At 42.4% G+C, this 19,131-nt stretch carries 14 protein-coding genes; all 14 read right to left on the bottom strand.

The window, feature by feature from the left end; genetic code table 11:
* The 14 genes from nth to DB520_RS18065 all read right to left on the bottom strand — a co-directional run bounded on the left by nth (nucleotide 1) and on the right by DB520_RS18065 (nucleotide 18,761).
* On the bottom strand, nucleotides 1-681 hold the full coding sequence (gene nth, locus DB520_RS18130; RefSeq protein ID WP_114751197.1) for an endonuclease III: 681 nt from the start codon (nucleotides 679-681) through the stop codon (nucleotides 1-3).
* Between the two features lie 115 nt (nucleotides 682-796).
* Complete coding sequence (locus tag DB520_RS18125; RefSeq protein ID WP_114751196.1) at nucleotides 797-1,033, bottom strand: anti-sigma factor; 237 nt, start codon at nucleotides 1,031-1,033, stop codon at nucleotides 797-799.
* On the bottom strand, nucleotides 1,008-1,610 hold the full coding sequence (locus tag DB520_RS18120) for an RNA polymerase sigma factor (RefSeq protein ID WP_114751195.1): 603 nt from the start codon (nucleotides 1,608-1,610) through the stop codon (nucleotides 1,008-1,010). Before DB520_RS18120 ends, DB520_RS18125 begins: the two co-directional genes overlap by 26 nt.
* 246 nt (nucleotides 1,611-1,856) lie before the next feature.
* Nucleotides 1,857-5,819, bottom strand: coding sequence for a hypothetical protein (locus tag DB520_RS18115; RefSeq protein WP_114751194.1), 3,963 nt, complete (start codon nucleotides 5,817-5,819; stop codon nucleotides 1,857-1,859).
* A 129-nt stretch (nucleotides 5,820-5,948) separates the two neighbouring features.
* Nucleotides 5,949-6,269: a Rieske (2Fe-2S) protein gene (locus tag DB520_RS18110; protein WP_114751193.1), complete on the bottom strand. Its 321-nt coding sequence runs from the start codon at nucleotides 6,267-6,269 to the stop codon at nucleotides 5,949-5,951.
* 96 nt (nucleotides 6,270-6,365) lie between these two features.
* Complete coding sequence (locus DB520_RS18105) at nucleotides 6,366-7,946, bottom strand: calcineurin-like phosphoesterase C-terminal domain-containing protein (protein WP_114751192.1); 1,581 nt, start codon at nucleotides 7,944-7,946, stop codon at nucleotides 6,366-6,368.
* Between the two features lie 345 nt (nucleotides 7,947-8,291).
* The gene (locus tag DB520_RS18100; RefSeq protein ID WP_114751191.1) at nucleotides 8,292-9,419 is read right to left on the bottom strand and encodes an FG-GAP repeat domain-containing protein; all 1,128 of its coding nucleotides are present in this window, start codon (nucleotides 9,417-9,419) and stop codon (nucleotides 8,292-8,294) included.
* A 62-nt stretch (nucleotides 9,420-9,481) separates the two neighbouring features.
* On the bottom strand, nucleotides 9,482-10,243 hold the full coding sequence (locus DB520_RS18095) for a hypothetical protein (protein WP_114751190.1): 762 nt from the start codon (nucleotides 10,241-10,243) through the stop codon (nucleotides 9,482-9,484).
* Nucleotides 10,244-10,386: 143 nt separating this feature from the next.
* Nucleotides 10,387-11,190 carry an alpha/beta fold hydrolase gene (locus DB520_RS18090; RefSeq protein WP_114751189.1) on the bottom strand — a complete coding sequence of 268 codons (804 nt, stop codon included), beginning with the start codon at nucleotides 11,188-11,190 and terminating at the stop codon, nucleotides 10,387-10,389.
* Nucleotides 11,191-11,199: 9 nt separating this feature from the next.
* A complete protein-coding gene (locus tag DB520_RS18085) occupies nucleotides 11,200-12,024 on the bottom strand; it encodes a sugar phosphate isomerase/epimerase family protein (RefSeq protein WP_114751188.1) in 825 nt (274 codons plus the stop codon).
* 55 nt (nucleotides 12,025-12,079) lie between these two features.
* Nucleotides 12,080-12,931, bottom strand: coding sequence for a sugar phosphate isomerase/epimerase family protein (locus DB520_RS18080; RefSeq protein WP_114751187.1), 852 nt, complete (start codon nucleotides 12,929-12,931; stop codon nucleotides 12,080-12,082).
* Between the two features lie 12 nt (nucleotides 12,932-12,943).
* Nucleotides 12,944-13,984 (bottom strand): ThuA domain-containing protein, encoded by a 1,041-nt coding sequence (locus tag DB520_RS18075; protein ID WP_232835051.1) that lies wholly within the window; start codon nucleotides 13,982-13,984, stop codon nucleotides 12,944-12,946.
* A gap of 194 nt (nucleotides 13,985-14,178) precedes the next feature.
* A complete protein-coding gene (locus tag DB520_RS18070; RefSeq protein WP_114751185.1) occupies nucleotides 14,179-15,681 on the bottom strand; it encodes a RagB/SusD family nutrient uptake outer membrane protein in 1,503 nt (500 codons plus the stop codon).
* Nucleotides 15,682-15,698: 17 nt separating this feature from the next.
* Nucleotides 15,699-18,761, bottom strand: coding sequence for a SusC/RagA family TonB-linked outer membrane protein (locus DB520_RS18065; RefSeq protein WP_232835062.1), 3,063 nt, complete (start codon nucleotides 18,759-18,761; stop codon nucleotides 15,699-15,701).
* Between the last annotated feature and the right edge of the window lie 370 nt (nucleotides 18,762-19,131).

Below are 19,131 nucleotides of genomic sequence, written 5' to 3'. Positions count from 1 at the left end.
TTAGGATTTTCCTTCAGGAATTATCCCTTTGGTTTTATGAAGTTGTTGTTTTTCAAAATATCTACAAAAGTGCGTGATATCACAACTTTCACATTTTGGTTTGCGGGCCAGGCAGGTATACCTTCCATGCAGTATCAACCAATGATGGGCTCTGTGGATATGCTCAGCAGGTAAATGCCTCACCAGGTGCATTTCTACCTCCAAAGGAGTTTTGGAATTCAGCGGTACCAATCCTATACGCTTAGAAACCCTAAAAACATGCGTATCCACGGCCATGTTGGGCTGTTTCCAAACCACACTGGTAATCACATTGGCTGTTTTCCTTCCTACTCCCGGAAGTTTCATTAGATCCTCCACTGTAGAGGGCACCTCCCCTTCAAAGCTTTCCACCAGCATTTTGCCCATGCCTAGCAAATGTTTGGTTTTGTTATTTGGGTATGAAACCGATTTTATATAGGGGAATAACTCCTCAAAGTTACTGCTTGCCAGATGCCCAGGGGTGGGGAAGTCGCGGAATATGGCTGGGGTGACCATATTTATCCTTTTATCCGTACATTGGGCACTAAGAACCACAGCAATTAAGAGTTGAAAGGGGGTTTCGTACTGCAATTCTGTTTCAGGCACAGGCATTTTCTTGCCAAAATGCTCTACAAAAGCCTTAAACCTTTCTTTTTTTAGCATGGGTAAAAATAGTGGATTAGGTTATAAAGTTCCAAATCGCCAGAAGTAGCTTAAACAAAAAAACCTGTTGAGGCCATATAGGTTCAACAGGTTTAATGCTTTTCAGGCGGTTTTTTTAGACTTTTTCAAGTCCAGTGGTGGATTGACAGTTGCTTTTAATTTCACTTACCAATTCTTCTTGTGGCTCTATAAAAAGATTATCCAAAAGATCCATAGTGCTGAGCAATTCCATATAGTCTTGCATCAAAACGGGATTTGTATGCAATGCTTTTTCAAATCGCTCCACTTCAAAGGCTGCCATTTCCTGGTAAATGTATTTTACCAAGTCATTTGGGGTAAAAGATTCGGTCATAGGCGATATTAATTTGTTTAAGTTTCTTCCTTAAATTAATTAAGGCATAACGCATTCGTCCCAAAGCCGTATTGATGCTGACTCCTGTTTGTTCTGCGATTTCTTGGAAACTTAAATCCATGTAATGCCGCATTATCAACACCTGCTTTTGGTTTTCCGGCAACTCGTCAACCAACTGCCTTACCAAAGCGTGAGTCTCATCCCTTACTTTCAAGTCCTCCACGTTCTCCTCAGCAAAAGTGAGGGTATTGAACACATTGGATCCATCTTCCATTAAGATCGAAGGGTACCTCTTCATCTTTCTGAAGTGGTCAATAGCCAGATTATGCGCTATACGCATCAACCATGGCTGGAACTTCCCTTCTTCGTTATACCTATCTGAGTTAAGCGTCTGTACTACCTTTACAAAGACATCTTGTAATAAATCCTCTGCTACACCCTGATCTTTGACTATCATAAAAATAGTCGTATAAACTCTGGTTTTGTACTTATCTACCAACTTCTCGAAAGCGATTTCACTTCCGTTCCTGTACTGTGAGATAAGTTCACTGTCTTTAGGTCCTACCCTTTTACTCATATAAATTGTCGTTTAAGATAACGTAGAGTTTTATCCCATATTGTGAAATTTTGTGGTTTAAGGAAAATCCCAAGCTTTCAAATGTATATAATCCTATGAAACCACGCAATCAATTTTTGTTTTTTTAAGAAACTCTAGTCAATATTTATTTCATTCACCAATAAAATTCTGAATTGATCCAATTTTTTTTAACATAATTTTACAATTTCTGGATCCTATACTATTTAAGTAACAAGCTACACCTAGTTACGATTCATTTTTTCTCCAAAATTTATCCGGAAGTCTCTGGAACACACTGTAAATGGTGCCTAAAACCCCTACAGCCCCACTTACGTAGGCAATGGATTGATCGATCAACCCCGGGTCAAAGTAGCTCAGCAGGGCAAAGGCTATAAATACAAAACTTATAATTGCTCCTTTAATGGTTTTGGCATTCCCTTTCTCACTTTCTTCCCGGTTAAACCTTTTCAAATCTTCCTGCGTCACATTGAGCAGTACAAAGTTCCTGAAGCTCTCGGTAAACAAGACCAACTTTTCCCGTGTGGCAGAGAGCACCATAACTCCCTTCTGAAGCAATTGGGAAAGTGTCTCCCTGTTGGTGTAGTTTATGAATCCCTCCGCAGCATAATAGTATACCATTTTTCTTTCTTTAAAGTTTAAAGCATCCCATATATTAAAAAAATAAGTCTTATTATATCTTTGGATGGTTAATATAGCCTTTTCGTATTTTTCCCTGCTTATGAATACAGTACCATCTTCATTTTCCAACTCTGCTTTTGTCAATAATGCAAGTGTATTTTCCTTGTGCCCATAACTGATTTCTGTATTCAATTGCATTAAAGCCACTGATTCTTTCCCTTTCAATAATCTTGGTTGGGAATATGTATTCCTAAAATAATCGAAAATATCTGACTGTGGCATGCCAGTAGTCCTAAAATGTAAAGGAACGGTAAAAAACAAAAAGGTTTTCGTTAATTCTGACAACCAGACCCTACCTTCCATATCCATTTGGTTTAGTACATCCAAAATGGGTTTTCCCGAATGGATGAATATTTGCCTATCAGTAGCATTCAAATACTCCTTCAAAAATTCTATTGCCCTTTTAAGGGTTTTCCTGTCTTTAACCCAGTGGAAATTTAGGATTAAAACACTCTTTCTTTTGTCCTCTTCATTTACCCTATCGAATTGGTCCAAGGAAAGGTCCACCAACAAAACGTCCTGAAGGGAAAGCTTGAATTGATCCAAAAACCACTCTTTACCCAACTTGCTGTCCAAGCAAACGACAAAATATTGGCCTAGGTGTCTTCTTGATTCAGGCTGCAAGTTTCTATCGAATGAGAAAAGATAATCTATTAAAAAGACCCTATTACTGAGTTTTAATAAAAGGTGGAATACAATGAGCAAGGTAATCAATACCAAAGCCACTAAAAGGGGGATTCTCCCGAACTTATCTACGACCAACCCCAAAAAACTCCTGGAAGGAGCTTTGGAAGAAATATCCAATGGAATTCTCCCCTCAAAAAATGACCGCTTAATAGCTCCTACATTTGCAGAGACAAAATCATGGATCTGCTCATCCCTGTGGGTGATTTTGGTAAAATAATTTCGCCTCACCTTTTCATGAATGTTGATCAATTCTTGATAAAAATCACTGACTTCCTCTTCAGCTCTGGAATCTGAATCAGATAGCCCCATGGCCTCTTCCCAGATATAGTTTTCTTGATGAAAGACGTGCCTGTGTAGAATGTACCCTGGAATAAACCCAAGGATGAAAATCCATAATAAAAAATTGAGTGCAAAAATTCGCTTCTCCACTGGCAGTTGGGTTACAAAGTTCCATACTTTGTTCAACCTAAAATGAATTCTTTTGGTCAAAGAAGTTGACTTACTAAAATCAGGCAATAAATCAGGCAACCTGCCACTGAAAACCCAATACCCACATAGGATCATGATCCCCAACAGCAAAATTAGAAGGAGTAGGGAAAAAGTAATTGTCAAGGGTTTGTCAGATCCCAAAAGAAAAAATAGCTGAAGGGACATAAAAATCAGCAAAAGCGTAATCGCCGGCCCTAAAAAATTAAACTCCTTGGATTCTACCCTTCCTGCTCCAACTCCATGAATCAAGATATAATTACAAATACTGGCATGGTACCCAAAAATTAGTGCCCATAACAAGGACATGAAGAAATTAAGGGAAAGAAACAGATAGGCCGAAGCAAACAGCAAAATCAAGAAAAACAACAAATAGTTAGAAAATAAAAAGGCATTTCTATGCCTTATACGGGGCCTATACCATGCATAATCAAAGGGTTTTGCCCTTAAATAGGTGTTTTTGGGAGTAGCTAGCCTATTGAACAGTGTCAACATAAATAGCATCAGAAAATAGGAAAAGATAATGAACAGTGCTTCTAAGGCTGTAAATGCATGTAGGGTGTTTTGCAGATGCTGATCCACCAGGTATAGCCCCCAAATAGGTGAGTCAAACCCGGAGATATCCAACTTCTTCAAAATGGCAACATACCCGTACCCATTAACATGTACCGGCACTTCCCAATAATCCTCTGACCTAGGAAATGGGTTGTTCTCCACCAAGCTTTTTATTTCTTTCCACCTGGAATCACCCAGTGCATCTTGAAGGTTGGAAACCGGGATATTCACTTTGTCACTTTTTAACAGAACTTTTCCTTCGGGTTTAAAAATAAAATACCTGTGTTTTATGCTTTGTTCAGGAGCCAATCTATCAATGGCGAAGGTTATGGCTTTGCCCTTTGCGTTATTGCTGCTACTTATCACTCCTTCCAGTTTACCGCTAGCCTTGGAAAACTGGGCACTGATAAAGGCTTTATGAGTGGTGTCCTTAGCCACCGCTTTCACATAATCCCTGTTAGGTATGGCAACAACTGACCTAGATCCGAAGTCGATTTTCAAAGGTTTTTGATGTCTATCCGGGAAAATAAAGGTTCTAACATCCCCCACACTCCCTCTTTCAGTAGAAAAAGACAAATATTCATAAAGGTTTTCCGGAAACTCCCTGTCCATAAGAAATACCTCTACATCCTCCCGTTCCAACTTTTGAAGCAGATCGACCACTTCATCTACAAAAGCCTTCTCAATTTTTTTTATATCGCCATCTTGTTCATTCACTTTCAAAAATGGATGCCTGCCCGTTTTTTGGTTTTGAAAAAAGGCAATAGTAAAGCCTAATACCAACATAAAAACAATCAAAGAGAACCCCAGCCCCACTACTCTTTTTTTGGTAAGGACATCCCCTTCACTCAAGGTAAAAATACTGATAAGCGGGATCGCAACAAAAACCAATGACAATGCAATCAACAGGAGGCTAAGGAGGTTAAAGTCAATTCTATATGCGACACGCTGAAACTGACTGCTCTCCTTAACCCCTAAAAGGAACAGTGGAGTGCCTGCCAGCCGCATAGGGGTTAGAAAACCCTCATAATCCACAGTACCAATCTGCATCTGAAGATGTTGGTCCCCCTTATTGGTGTAGGACAGGTCGGGATTTACCTGTAGGCCATTTTCTAAATCGTCTGTTTCCAATAACTTCAAGCCTGCATAGGATGCAGGAAATACCACACTTCCGAGACTGTCCAAAATGTATATTTCATCAAAAAACTGGCTCTGCTGATTGTGTTCCATTAAATCCTCCAAAGGAATCAAATGCTTGGACTCGAAAATCTCAGTTTGGTTTTCACTCAAAAACCCATATTCCCTCGATAAGTTGGATTCGGATAAAGCTAACAGCAAACTTGAAAGCCGGGGGGTAAGTCCATCCCCCCTATATGGAGAAAAATCCACCCTTAACCCATCGATTTCTATGAAGATTTGCTTCCCATGCTTTATATCAACCAACTTGGGCCCATGATGGAACTGCTTTAATTCTTCTTTTGAGACCTGGGACAATTCAAGCACATCAAACCTTTCTTCGCTATCCAGGATTTCTACAAATTGGCCTGCAGGGGAGTCCTCACCTTCCACCAAACGCACAAAATTTCTAATAAAGTAGCCTTCCAGTTGATCATGGTAATTTTGAAAAGCTTCCAAAAAACTTTTTTTGGATAGGGAAATAGCCTTTAGAGACTGGTTCTCCAATTGTTCCCTGTTGGATTTTGACTGAAAAAAAAGGTACACTGCTATCAAAGAGAGCAGGCCAAAGATAAAAACCCATAAGCGGATTTCCTTGATTTTCATTTCCTTGTAGAAATTGGATATTTTAAATGTACATATTCATCCCTACAATAAAAACCAAGAAACAATATATTTACTGCCTTTACTAGAAAAACAAAAAATTATATCGCTAAAAACCTCCCACTATCGATCCTAAATACTGATTTTCAACCCAGATTCATCAAGTTCGGCTTTATAAACTTTCAAGTCCCTGCAATCTCCAGAGGCAACCCTACCCGAATTTAGCTCAAACCGATAATGATGAAGGGGGCAAATGACTTCTTGAAAGGAATTAAGTTGGCCTTCTTTTAGATTTGCCAGTCTATGGGGGCATAGTCTTTCAAAGGCAAAAAATGATTCCCCATCCCTTGCCACGCATATTTTCTGGTCTCCCAATTGTACCTCCCGGATGCTGCGGTCGGGAAAAAGGGAAATGGCCTCTTCCTGGGAACGCCCCAATGTAAATGTTCTCATAGCGTTATCCTGTTGGTTCAAATGCTAAAATAAAAAAAGTCCCGGCAAAGGTCAGAAATAACCGCCAGGACTTAATAGAATTGAGGTAGGCACAAATTATTTTTGACCCAACGGTGCGGACAATCTGTATTCACTGCTGCTTTGGTAAGTCCGACCAAACATGTCTGTGGCCCTAACTTCGATGCTATGCAGGCCTTCCCCAAGGTTTGTGGGAATGCTTCCCCTCCAAAGGTGGGCTGAATTCACGGGATTGGAAGGCCTTCGGCCAGGCATGAGATTTTCTGCGGTATCCCATTCCATTACCTCTGCTGAAAATTGAGGGTCTGGAGCCTCCACCCATGTCATTTCCTTCCATTCTCCATTTCCCACCCGGTATTCTACTTTGTCATCCTGATGGCCCATATAAAAATTCACAAAAATCCCTGCCTGCGTTCCACGGTTATTTGCCACCACTTTTGGGTGGAAAATATGCATTTGATGATCCTTGGGTTGGCCAAGTACCCTATAGCTCAATTCGTAATTGGTTCCATCCACAGCCAGTAGGGTGTACCCTTTAGGAGTTCCGTCTCTCATAGTAGAAACTGGCAAACCATCATCATCCAGCTTGCCCGAATACCAATCCCCATTGGTGGTGCCTGCATTAAATTCATGAAAGGGGTTTTTACCCTTCCACCCATCCTCTTGCCCATATAAATGGTGCCGCTGATAATGGGTATGGGCGGAAAACGCCAAAACGTTTTCAAAATCCTTCAAAACATCAAAAAGCCTTTGTCTGTCAGCATCCCTAAATGATCCTTCATCTATATGATAGAGTGGAATATGTTGGGCAACCAAGATCAAGGAGTTTTTATCTACTAGCTTTAAATAATTCTCCACAAAGTCGAGTTGATCTTTGCGATATCCTCCCCAATAGCCTTGCCCATCCCTGGGGTCTGGATATAATATATCATCCAAAACAATAAAATGGGCTTTCCCATAATTAAATGCATAATTTGCAGGGCCAAAAGTAGCCTCGAAAGACTCATCGGAATGCTCATCTACCTTGGCATCGTAATTCATGTCATGGTTTCCCATTACGTTAAACCATGGCAGTCCCATATCTCTGACAGTTTGGGCATAGGATGGATGCAAGGTAAGATCATCCCCGACCAAGTCCCCTAAGGTGATCCCGAAGATTACCCCTTCTTCCCCTTTCGCCTTTTCCACGACACTTTTTGCGAAATACCCGAGCTCTTCCTCGGTATAAGGTTGGGAATCCCCGAAAATGTAGGCTGTGAAATCTTCTTTTTCTTCTGCTTTATACAGAGCAAAATCTACAGATTTGGGTAGCTTCCCGGTAGGGGCCACAGCTTCAAAGTTTAGGGAGGGTGAACCTTCCGGCTTGTGGATATAAAAGAATTGTGGAAGGTTGTTTTCATCCAGGGGAAGGGCATATCCACTCGGTTTTACCACAAATAGGATATTGTCATCCCCCACGGGCAAAGAATATTTCCCCTTTTCGTCAGTAACAACCACCTGAACCCCATTACTTACCGTTACACCAGGTATTCCTCTTTCTCTTCTTTCCTTTTTCCCATTTTCATTGGAGTCCTCAAACACAAATCCAGTGGCGGTTTGTTGGGAAAATACTGGCTGAAATGCCAAAAACAAGAATACTAAAATACTACTTCTTTTCATCTGTTTATAATATTTTTTCAGCGGTCAGATGGAATGCCCAGATTAATCATCCCCCTGTGTGAGAATTCTCTAACATGGGCATTTCATGTGTTTACAATTGTTTCTTAATGGTCACATAGCCTGCCCCTGCCTGCCCCGAACTCGATTCGGGGAACCGTTTCGGGGAACCGTTTCGGGGGAATCTAGCATCTCCCCGATAGTTATCGGGGCATCCCGGTGTGTGACGTGCTCGTCATCCTCGATTTCATGAAAGAGACCATAAAACCGATGTTAAGTGAATTGTATTGCAAAGTAAGGCTTAATTTTAAAGCCCCTGTAAAGTCAGTTTTACGCTTGCATTAAGATTTAATTTCCTTCATTATAGAATACGGCTAAACCATCCTTTCCGGCCACTACTACATCCTTAAAACCTGAGCCGTTCAAGTCTTCCACAGCAAAAAATATCCCTGCACCCTTTCCTATTCCCAAGGGGCCATAACTGATGATGTTCTTCGTGAAAGAATTCCCATTCCACTTAAAATAATAAAGCCCCAAATGGTCATCGGCACCTGGGTCGTTCCCGTTATGGGCCCTGTACCTCTTTCCCGTCACCAATTCCATCTCTCCATCATTGTCTATATCCACCCATTCCAGGCAATGATACTGAGATTGAAAGGGGTCTATTTTATGTTTTACGAATTTTCTCTGCTCTCCTTCCTTTACTTGCTCATACCAATCCAGTCCATAACCGTGGGCCTGCCCTACGATTAGGTCATGGAGTCCATCTCCATTTACATCTACCACTAGTATAGGCACACTCGCACTGCCCAAATCGAAATCCTGATGAAGCACCCACTCCCCTTTCTGCAAATCCTCGGGTGCCTCTAGCCAGCCATTGGGTAAAATAAAATCCCCTCTGCCGTCCCCATTTATATCTCCGAAACCCAACCCATGACCGTGGGTATCCGCAACCTGCACTCGCGTAAACTCCCCTAAACCATTTCCCATTGCATCCCTCTGCAACTTATAATAGGCCAATGGCTTTCCGGGTGTATTGGGCACAATCTCCATAAAACCATCTCCGTCCACATCCCAAGCCCTGCTAGTTTCAATATTCCCTGTATCTTCAATTTCATGAATGGCCCACTCTCCATTATCACCTGGGTTTTCCTTCCAAAGTAATTTCCCCCCGAACCAGCCACCGGTGATGAAGTCCATTTTACCGTCTCCGTTTACGTCCATGGGAATGGTAGAGAAATCATCGTAATACTCCCCCACTCTTTTGATTTGGCCCACAAGATGTCTCTCCTTGAACTCCGGACCTTTAAACCAGAAATTACCCGAAACGATGTCCAGTTGACCATCACCGTCCACATCAAAGACATTTACGGATTCGGTGGACTCCATTGCAATGAGCTGTTTTTGAAACTTTACTGGAGGGTCAACAAATATGCCCGAAAGAGAAAGAAAGATATAAATGAAAATCGTTTCCATATAGATTTTTCCGAAAAGTCGTTTTTATTAGTCAGAAATAAAAAAAATATTGCCTAAAATCATTAAAAGCCACTACTGTAGTACACTTCCTCAGCTTCCACATCACTCTTGGCAGCTTCTTTGTCCTCCTTAAATTTCAGTTTTACTTTATCTTCAATGATACAAATATGTTTAACAAGTCCAAAGATAAAAATGGCGACTCCTAACATTTCCATGGTCTCCTCAATGGTATAAAGCATCCCGTAACCAAGATTATTGGTTCCGTGCTCTTTTGCATACAATCCTCCAACAATTTCAAGACCTACTGCCCCGGATATAAATATCACACCGGAAATTATAAAATATTTTCTGGTTGATTGGGGAAGTTTGAGGAAAAAAGGAACAAAAATCACCAATCCGATTAGGAAAGCCGCAGCATATGGAATAATCCATGCTCTATTAAAGGCCTGGGCAAAAGGGAATATTTCTTTAGTCAACGTTTCGAATGATTCATGAATTTGAACGGCTTCATCAAAGCCGAGAAACACAAACACAAGGGCCAACATCAACCAAGGAGAAATAAACCTGTACTCCATTCCCTTGTCACGGTTTATAAGGTAAATGGCAAACAAGCAAAATGCAGCAATTAGCATAGCTACTGCTGAAAAGAATGAAGGGAAGTTATTTTCCTGATCAAAATTGAAAAATTGAACAAGCTTGTCGCTGACCAGATTACTTCCAAAAAATGAACTGAAAAAGATGGCAATTAAATTAAGGAGTAATAAAACCGAAATTATTACGACAAGGAAGATAAAAATCTTTTTTGGTGAAACTCGAACTGTCATTTTTCTAAATGGTCTTGTTATGAGAATAAAGTTGGGTTGTTAATATAAATATAACAAAATAGTAACAATTTGTTAATTCCTCAAAAAAAATGCCACCTTAAAAAAAATTACTTTTTTACCGAATATAAAAACTTATTTACTCACTAAACATTTAAAAGCCAATTCTTTACTAGATAATTGAAATTCTCAAGGTTTTCCCAATGAAAAGCATGGCCGCTCCCTTGATAAATATGTAGTTGTGCTTTGGGAATGGCAGCAGCCACCTCCTTGGTCATCCAGATAGGTGTAAATTCATCCACTTCTCCACCTACCACCAATACTTGATGATCAAGTATGCTTAATTCCTCCAGAACGCTGTGGTTAATACATGCATCAGCTTGGCCTTCTAGCCCAATTAATGGTTGTGGGGAAGGGTCATTTGCCGCATTCTTTCGATCCTCCATTAATTGTTGGTAAGCTTCCTCGTCATCCCAAGTATTCTTAGACCAAATCAGCAGTTGTACATAGGTGGCAAATTCCTCGGGTCTCAGCCTAGCCTTGCAGTCCTTCATATGCAAAAAAATAGATTTGGCCTTGGCATCACACCTTGCCCAAGGGCACATGAGTACCATTTTTCCTACTAAGGAAGGGTGCCGTAAAGCCAACTGCTGGGCAATGGTGCTCCCCATGGACACCCCTACTACATGGGTGTTTTCCAGGCCTAGGTGATTCAAAACCCCTGCACAATCGTCCGCCATCATAGCCGTTGTGTAGGACCCGGCAGGTTTGTCACTTTTACCTACCCCCCTGTTGTCTATGAGAATACACCGAAAGTGCTTTTCCCATTCCTCGACATGTTTTTCCCAAACACTCGAAGGGGCAGTAATTCCCATGATCAGTAACAAGGGAGCTCCTTGCCCCCTTTCCTCATAGAAAACATTGATTCCGTTACTTTGGATAATCGGCATAGGTTTAACTTATTTTAGAGATGGAATCAATTCTTCATGAACCCATTTTCCGTCATGAAGGGTAACAAAATCCGGATCCTCCAAGGCTTCCTGACCTTCGTCTTCGCAGATGATCCAGCCATCAAAAGCCCTGTCCTTCAACCACTGAGTAATGGAAGCGAAGTCCACTTTTCCTTTCCCCATTAGGGCAAATTCCGGATTTCCATCCCAATCCTTGTAGTGTACATGGTTTATAAGGTGTGCAAACTCCTTCATTTTTTCCAAAGGATCCATTTCACCATTAATGATATGTCCCACATCCGGGCACCAACCAGTAACACCCTGGTCCAAGCCACCCAAAATAACCTTATAGTCCTCCTCTGTACGCGTGATGGAGGAATGTGGGGAATTGGGGTGAAAACTGCTGATCACACCTTTATCATGGGCTCTCTTGGAAACTTCATTTACGATTCCAATCAAATTTCCCCTTCTTTTCTCCAAGTCATGCCTACCTGTAGGAATCTGCACGGTGCACAAGACTGAACCTGGAAATTGTTCAAGCATAGCGATTGCGTTGTCGGCAATCGCCCGTTCATCCTCGGTTTCTTTGGCATTATTCCAGTCAAGCGCCAATGCCACTGCTGCCAGGTCTATTTGTTGTTCCTTTAATTTGTCAGCCAAAAGTTTTGGGTCCGATAGGGGGCCCATCCAAGTAAATATGGGTTGAATACCAGTAAATCCAGCCTTGGAGATGACCTCAATCATGTGGCCGAGTTGGCCCTTGTAAGTTTCTCCATTACCACTCATGAACCAGGTATAGACCTCGGCACCAAACCGAAAGGGAAGAGACGACATATGCTAAGTTTTTAATTTGTTGAACAAAAATTTATTTTAAATAAGCAATCCTGATTTATAATCCATGCTTTGCACCCATTTCCCGGATAAATGAAAGACCATTCTCTGCCATTTCCCAGGGCTGAGAAAACTCCCTCCACACACCTATGGAATTGGCAAAGGCGGGATCATTTCGGGTAAAACCTTCAATAGTAAGCCACCCCTTAAACTTTATTTCAGCTAGGGTGGAAAAAACATCATCGAATGGCACATGTCCTGAACCGGGGGTGCCCCGGTCATTTTCACTGATGTGCACATGCCCCAGATAGGGTGCTATTTTCCTTAAAGCATCCCCCAATTTTTTTTCCTCTATATTAGCATGGTGGGTGTCAAACATAGCCTTCACATTAGGGTGATCCACTTTTTTGACCAACTTTACCAATTGGTCCACTGTGTTGCAGAGGTAACATTCGAAACGGTTGAGTGCCTCTGGGGTAAGCAAAATATCAGCCTTCTCGGCATATTCCCCTGCTTTATGCAACACCTCGGCACTTCTATCGTACTCAGCTTCTTCCGGTGCCCTCTGGGCAAAAGTGCTAAAAGCAGAATGAAAGGGGCCGCAAATAACTTTGGCTCCGAGGTCATGAGAACGATCAATGGTCCATTTGATTTTTTCTAGTGCCTTTTCCCTTACTTTTGCATCCGGATCTATAGGATTTTCATCAGGTCCCAGCACAAATACCGTGGTGGTTTCCAATCCCAGCCCATTAGTAAATTGGCCGATTTCCCGGTAAGCCCTTTCATCAGGTGCTCCCACAAAAAATTCTACCCCGTCATAACCTGTTTTTTTCAGCCTTTCTATGATTGGTTTTAAATTATCTGATACTTCTGCTGACCAGGCCAGCACATTAAATCCAATTTTATTCATGGTTATTTTCGTTTATTTAAAGTCAGAAACTTTCATGCCCTTTCTGAAGTTATCGAAACCAAACATAGTAGGCTGAAAATCACCCACTATATCTACTTTGGTGGATTCGGTAATTTCATCTTCCATGTCCAAGCACCAGTAGGCAGCATTGACCACCAACTTCCTTAAATCCTCACTTTCTAGATCTACAGAGGATCCCATGGTACTAGCGAATACTTTCCCCTGGTTGCCATTATCAGAAGTATATGTTTTGTGCCAAGCTATGGGCATCAGGGCCTTTTCCCATACCAAAGGCGTGTCTGCTTGCATCCCTTCCGTAGGTATGCCATGCACCAACACGGTGGCGTCATCCCCTATTTCCTTGATGGTATATACATCCGAGGGTACCCATATGTCTTTTATACCCTTAAGTATAGGATGTTTGTCTTCATAGGCCAGGCCGTCCAGAAGTGCTCGAGTACCTTCTACTCCGTGGTTCCCATGATGTGCTACCCAGGTCTCCCCAAGGATACGTCTTCCGAAACCCTTTTCCCAGCCTGGCTTGTTGGATTGCCAATGATAATGCGAATAGGAACTCTTACTTTCCTTGCCAAAATTAAACGCATGGGTAGAAGTTCTTAGCCCTATGATGGGTTTGCCCGCCTGCACATAGTCGTCAATGTGTTTCATCTGTTCATCGGGCAACTCCCTAAACCTGATGAGCATAATTACCAGATCAGCAGTTTCTAAGTGGGAAAGTCCCGGAATATTTTTTTGGTAATTTGGTACAACCTCATTTGTAGAGGGGTCAATCGGAAATAAAACCGTACAATCAAATCCATGGTGTTTAGCCAGAATCTTGCCCAGCATCGGTAAGCCTTCCTCCGACCTGTATTCGTCATCTCCGCTGATCAATACAATTTTCTTTCCCTTGCCTGGCCCGTCTTCACCCTTGAATTCCAGCCACTTTTCTCCATGCTGAGCTTGACAATAGGAAATCCCTAGGGCAAATAGGAAGGTCAAAATGAATGGCATACTAAGGTGCCGGGAATGGCTTAAGAAAGGAAATTTCATTTGGGTTGGGGTTATAGGTGTTTTTTTCAAACCATTAAGTTAATGATTTCATTTGGATTGAGAATAAGGTTTTGAAACTCCTGGTAGAATTATAGCCAGAATATAAGTGGTTTTAATTATAAATCCGACAGAGGAAAATAAGGGGAGAAGAGTAAAATCTCCTCCCCTAAAAGGTATCCCAACTGGGATAAAAATTAATACCCAGGGTTTTGGGTCAATTTTGAATTGTTTCTGACCTCCGCCGTAGGAATGGGAAACAAGAGCTCTCGTTCTGTCACTGTGGGTCCATACGAAAACTGATGACCTACATAATCCTCAAACCTGTTTTCCAGGACATTATAGGCTTTTCTTAACCTGACCATATCGTACCAAGTTTTGTTTTCATAGCATAGTTCCACCCATCTTTCTTTCCAAATGGCTTCTCGAAGCTGCTCTTGGCTTAGCCCTTCCAAGTCTGGAAGCTCAGCCCTTCTTCTTACTTGGTTTACGGCTTCGTAAGCTTCAGCGGTTGGCCCAAAGGCTTCGTTAGCAGCCTCTGCATAGGTGAGCAAGACTTCCGCATACCGATAGATCATCCAGTTCAGCCCACTGCTGGTAGTTTCCAGCTGGGCCTCCTCGTCGAAAAGCTTATAAATATAATAATCACCAAGTTGCATGATTGTAGTTCGGTCAGATCTCATGGAATACTCCGTGTAGAAAAATTCCTTTTCTGCGGCTCGTTTATCTCCTTCTTCAAAGGATCGGACGAAATCGGCATTGGCAAAAATACCACCTGTTTCATCATTGTAAGCACTTACACCTCTGTTATAAGGAACAATGGATACTTGCCAGGAGCTGGGCATAATGAAGGCTGCAAATTGAGCCATGAAAATGTGCTCCCCCTGATTCTTATCCTCCACGGTATGAAGGCTTCCATAAGAATTGAACAAACCAAACTCCCCAGCCTGAATGACCTCTTGGGACTTTTCTGCCGCAAGTTGAAAATACTGAGAACCCGCCTGAAGGGGGTGTCCTGCCATGGTCATGTACACACTTGCCAACATCGACTTCACTGCACCCATGGAAACCCTTCCTGTAGTTTCTTTAAAAGGCAACCCTAATGTCTCTGCGGTGGTAAGGTCCTCCACGATTTGCGCGTAGATCTCAGCAATGGGGGCAGGGTCTGGGTACATTTCAGGGGAACTTAAATCAATAGGTGTGGTAATCAAGGGAATTTCCCCAAAAATCCTCACTAAAGTATAATAGAAGTAAGCCCTTAAAAACCTTGCCTCTCCCAAAAGCCTGTTTTGGGTACTGTTGTCCATTTCTATTTCAGGAATTTTTGCAATGGCAAGGTTGGCATTGGCTATCCCCCTGTAATGAGTTGTCCAGTAGGTTTGCCCATAGGCATTGTCGGAATTGTTGATCAAGCTCCTTACGAATAAACTGTTCTGGGCCTGTCCAAGCTCTGTATCCGCCAATCCAGTAGCAAATTCTAACATCATCCATGGGCCACCATTAAACCCACTCTGCGTGATGGGCCGAAGGCTTTCGTAAATGGAGTTGACCACTGAGGTGGCATGCTCGGGTCTGGTAAAATAGTTTTCTAAAGTGAAATTGGATTTGTCCGTTTCATCCAAGAAATCATTGCAGGACCAAATTCCAATGAAAAACAGGAAAATGAGAGCTTTCGCGAATATATTTATTGTAGTTTTCATGATTGTAGATGGTTGGGTTAAAGTGCGATATTTAGACCGAGCATAAAAACCCTAGGTTTTGGATAAGCATAAAGATCCACTCCCTGATCGAATGGAGCACCAGAGGTGGAAACTTCAGGATCATATCCCTGAAAACGTGTAGTCAAGAAGAAGTTTTGTACAGAAACATAAGCCCTGAGCCGGCTGAGGTGTAGTCGCTCAAGGATACTTGGTGTAAAAGTATATGCAAATAGCAGGTTCCTTCCTCTTAAAAAGGAGCCATCCTGAGCTCTGTCCGAATCATTGAAGGTATTGTACCCTGCAGTTAGCGGTCTTAATTCGGCAATATTGGTGTCCTGGTTTTCAGGGGTCCAGGCATTTAGCACTGTCCTGAAACTATTGGCAATACCCTGCCTGTCTTCCGCCGAGTGCTTGCTTGCCCACATGACATTATTCCCGTACATAAACTGGAGGTCTACCAGGAATTCGAAGTTTTTGTAGGTGAAGGTGTTCATCAAGGTGCCAAACCCTCTTGGAATACCTTGCCCAATAATGACACGATCATTGTCGTTAATAGCTCCATCTTCATTTACATCCTGGTATTTTATGTCGCCGGGAAGCTTGCCGTATTGGGCAGCGATGTCTGCTTCATCGGTATTCCAGGTACCTTGGTGAACAAAGCCGAAAAAGGAACCCACTGGCTCACCTTCCCGGATAATGGTGCGTCCGGAGAAAATATCCGCCCCACCGGTAAGCTCCAAGACCCTGTTTCTGTTTAGGGATATGTTAAAATGGGTGTCCCATTTGAAGTTATTCCTTACCACATTTACGGAGTTTACTGCAATCTCGACTCCTCTGTTTTCCATGCTTCCTATATTTTGGGTTACTTGAGTGTAGCCACTACTGGAAGGCACTGGGGCATTAAGCAACATATCTCTGGTCAATTTCTGGTAAAGATCCACCTCTAGGGTAAGTCTGTTGTCAAACATCCCCAGTTCTAACCCTATGTCTGTCTGGAAGGTCCTCTCCCATCTCAAATCCGGATTCGCAAGTCGATTTACCCCTAAACCAATGGCTCTTTGGTCATTGAAAATTACCGTATAGTTACCCATTCCCGCCAAAGCTTGGAATGCTGGAATTTCCGAGTTACCGGTAACCCCATAGCTACTCCGCAATTTTAGATTGGAAATGGTACGACTATCCTTCAGAAAGTCCTCCTCCGATATCCTCCATGCGGCAGCGGCAGAAGGAAAAACAGCATAACGATTAGCCTCACCGAATTTGGAAGAACCATCAATCCTTCCTGTAAAAGTGACGAGGTATTTTTCCATTAGGTTATAATTGAACCTGCCAAAGTAGGAATTCAATCCGTAGGCCGTAGCTCCGCTCAAAGTTTGAAACACATTGGCACCAGCCCCAAGGTTGTTGAACTTGAAGTAATCATCTGCAAAATCCTGGGACCTGGCTGTAGACTGAAATCTGTCCACATGCTGCCACGAAATACCCAGAAGGGCATTGATGGACTGCTTGTCATCTATATCTTTATTGTAGGTAAGGTAATTCTCAAACTGCCAGGAGTTGTGGCGGTCATTGGTGACTGATGCGTCTCCCCTTTGATTCCTAGCGATAAAATTCAATTCCCGCCCACCATAATAATCGATTCTTTGGTTGATGATATTAGTGGCAAAAATGGATCTGAATTCCAAGCCTGGCGCAAGGAAGAAGTTGGCATACACATTTCCCAAAACCGTTTGGGTACTCAGCTCATACACTCTGTCCTCCACCACGTGCAGGGGGTTATTCCCACCTTCCATGCCCGGATAATCCTCGTTGCCTGCCCAACTCCCATCCCCATACCTTACGGGAATGATAGGTAAGGCCTCCAATACTTGACGCATCGCAATAATACCTCCTGCCCCCAAGGGGTCAACCTGGCTTTCTCTTTGATCGTTATAGCTCAATGAGCCACCTACCTTCAACCAATCCTTGATTTGACTGTCAAAAACGAAACGAGCGGAATTCCTCTTCAGCCAGGAACCGCGCATAAGGCCTTGCTCATCACGGTGCCCTATATAAACCCCATAATTGTCTCTTTCATTTCCTCCGGTAAATGCCAATTGATGGTTATGAGTGATGGCTTGACGAAAGGACTCATCCTGCCAATCGGTATCATGCAATGGATTACCATTGGCATCGAAAAGCCGGGGATCGGTTCGTTTCAGCCTTGGGTCCCGGTAAATCCCGTTTTGCCAGCCCACTGGGTCGTATTTTTGGGCATTGGAATAGGCAATTTCCTCCACCCTCAAAAATTCCTCTGAATTGAGAAGGGGTATTTTTCTCGGCAAAACCCCTATACTGAAGTCCGTGTCATAGGTGACCATCCCGCCTTTCTTGGATCCTCTTTTAGTAGTAACCAGAATTACACCGTTGGCACCCCTAGCCCCATATATAGCCGTGGCAGAAGCATCTTTCAACACTTCCACTGACTCGATGTCATTCGGGTTAATATAATCGATGGGAGTACTCCCATTTGCCAAGCCGGTGGAGTGTACGATGACTCCATCAATAACATAAAGAGGATCATTTGCGATACTTACAGATGTGTTACCCCTGATCCTGATATTAGCCCTGCCCCCCGGTCTTCCAGAGTTTACCGACACGTTGACCCCTTGGATCCTCCCAGAAAGGGCCTGGTTGAGGGATGCCGCTGGCCTTTCCTGAAGGGCTTTTGCACTTACAGAGCCCACTGATCCTGTCAAATCCGATTTTCGTTGGCTTCCATACCCAACTACCACTACTTCCCCTAAATCTGAAAAAGAGGGTTGCATCACCAGATCAAAGTCCGTTCTGCTACTGGTAACTTCCATCTCCATGGATTCATATCCAATGAAGCTGACCTGAATTATCTCTCCATCCGTCACTTGCAGGGCATAATTCCCATCAATATCTGATACTGTCCCTCTCTGGGTACCCTTCACCAGGATGGAGACCCCGGGAATGGGCTCCATGTCTTCCTGGGATTTTACTATCCCACTTATCTGCCTGGTGTCTTGGGCAAACACGGGATAATAGGCTACCATACTAAACAGAATGGATAGCATCACACCGTTTTTAATTTTTTCCCATAAATAATTTTTCATACGAATTGGGTTTGCTGTTAAATTGTGAGATTACATTATTTTATTTCTCTATTTATTGTCAAAGAGAAATTTATTTGATAAAATAATGCTTATTACAACTTATGTCTATCCTGTACTGTCCTGTATTTAAAATAATTAATAGTATGTTTAACAATAAAAATAATTCCAAATAAATTTTTAGCCCCTCATCATTCCTATCCTACCAGTTAAGTATTTGGTCTTTTTACAAAATTATTTTATGGTGAACCAATATTTTTACCAATTAATTAAATTAGCCCTTGGGGTGATTGGGTATTTCCCAAATCCTTGACCAACTTTGTATCCCATTAAA

Origin of the sequence: Pleomorphovibrio marinus (assembly GCF_003347495.1) — a bacterium.
Lineage (GTDB): Bacteria > Bacteroidota > Bacteroidia > Cytophagales > Cyclobacteriaceae > Pleomorphovibrio > Pleomorphovibrio marinus.
The sequence above is the reverse complement of the archived record's forward strand: the minus strand, read 5'-3'. Positions and strand labels throughout refer to the sequence as shown.

What these genes read in the sequence shown, in the direction of transcription:
- DB520_RS18125 (WP_114751196.1), bottom strand. Translation starts at nt 1,033, where the DNA reads ATGACCGAATCTTTTACCCCAAATGACTTGGTAAAATACATTTACCAG.
- DB520_RS18100 (WP_114751191.1), bottom strand. Translation starts at nt 9,419, where the DNA reads ATGGAAACGATTTTCATTTATATCTTTCTTTCTCTTTCGGGCATATTT.
- DB520_RS18080 (WP_114751187.1), bottom strand. Translation starts at nt 12,931, where the DNA reads ATGAATAAAATTGGATTTAATGTGCTGGCCTGGTCAGCAGAAGTATCA.
- DB520_RS18085 (WP_114751188.1), bottom strand. Translation starts at nt 12,024, where the DNA reads ATGTCGTCTCTTCCCTTTCGGTTTGGTGCCGAGGTCTATACCTGGTTC.
- DB520_RS18105 (WP_114751192.1), bottom strand. Translation starts at nt 7,946, where the DNA reads ATGAAAAGAAGTAGTATTTTAGTATTCTTGTTTTTGGCATTTCAGCCA.
- DB520_RS18095 (WP_114751190.1), bottom strand. Translation starts at nt 10,243, where the DNA reads ATGACAGTTCGAGTTTCACCAAAAAAGATTTTTATCTTCCTTGTCGTA.
- DB520_RS18115 (WP_114751194.1), bottom strand. Translation starts at nt 5,819, where the DNA reads ATGAAAATCAAGGAAATCCGCTTATGGGTTTTTATCTTTGGCCTGCTC.
- DB520_RS18065 (WP_232835062.1), bottom strand. Translation starts at nt 18,761, where the DNA reads ATGCTATCCATTCTGTTTAGTATGGTAGCCTATTATCCCGTGTTTGCC.
- nth (WP_114751197.1), bottom strand. Translation starts at nt 681, where the DNA reads ATGCTAAAAAAAGAAAGGTTTAAGGCTTTTGTAGAGCATTTTGGCAAG.
- DB520_RS18110 (WP_114751193.1), bottom strand. Translation starts at nt 6,269, where the DNA reads ATGAGAACATTTACATTGGGGCGTTCCCAGGAAGAGGCCATTTCCCTT.
- DB520_RS18075 (WP_232835051.1), bottom strand. Translation starts at nt 13,984, where the DNA reads ATGAAATTTCCTTTCTTAAGCCATTCCCGGCACCTTAGTATGCCATTC.
- DB520_RS18090 (WP_114751189.1), bottom strand. Translation starts at nt 11,190, where the DNA reads ATGCCGATTATCCAAAGTAACGGAATCAATGTTTTCTATGAGGAAAGG.
- DB520_RS18120 (WP_114751195.1), bottom strand. Translation starts at nt 1,610, where the DNA reads ATGAGTAAAAGGGTAGGACCTAAAGACAGTGAACTTATCTCACAGTAC.
- DB520_RS18070 (WP_114751185.1), bottom strand. Translation starts at nt 15,681, where the DNA reads ATGAAAACTACAATAAATATATTCGCGAAAGCTCTCATTTTCCTGTTT.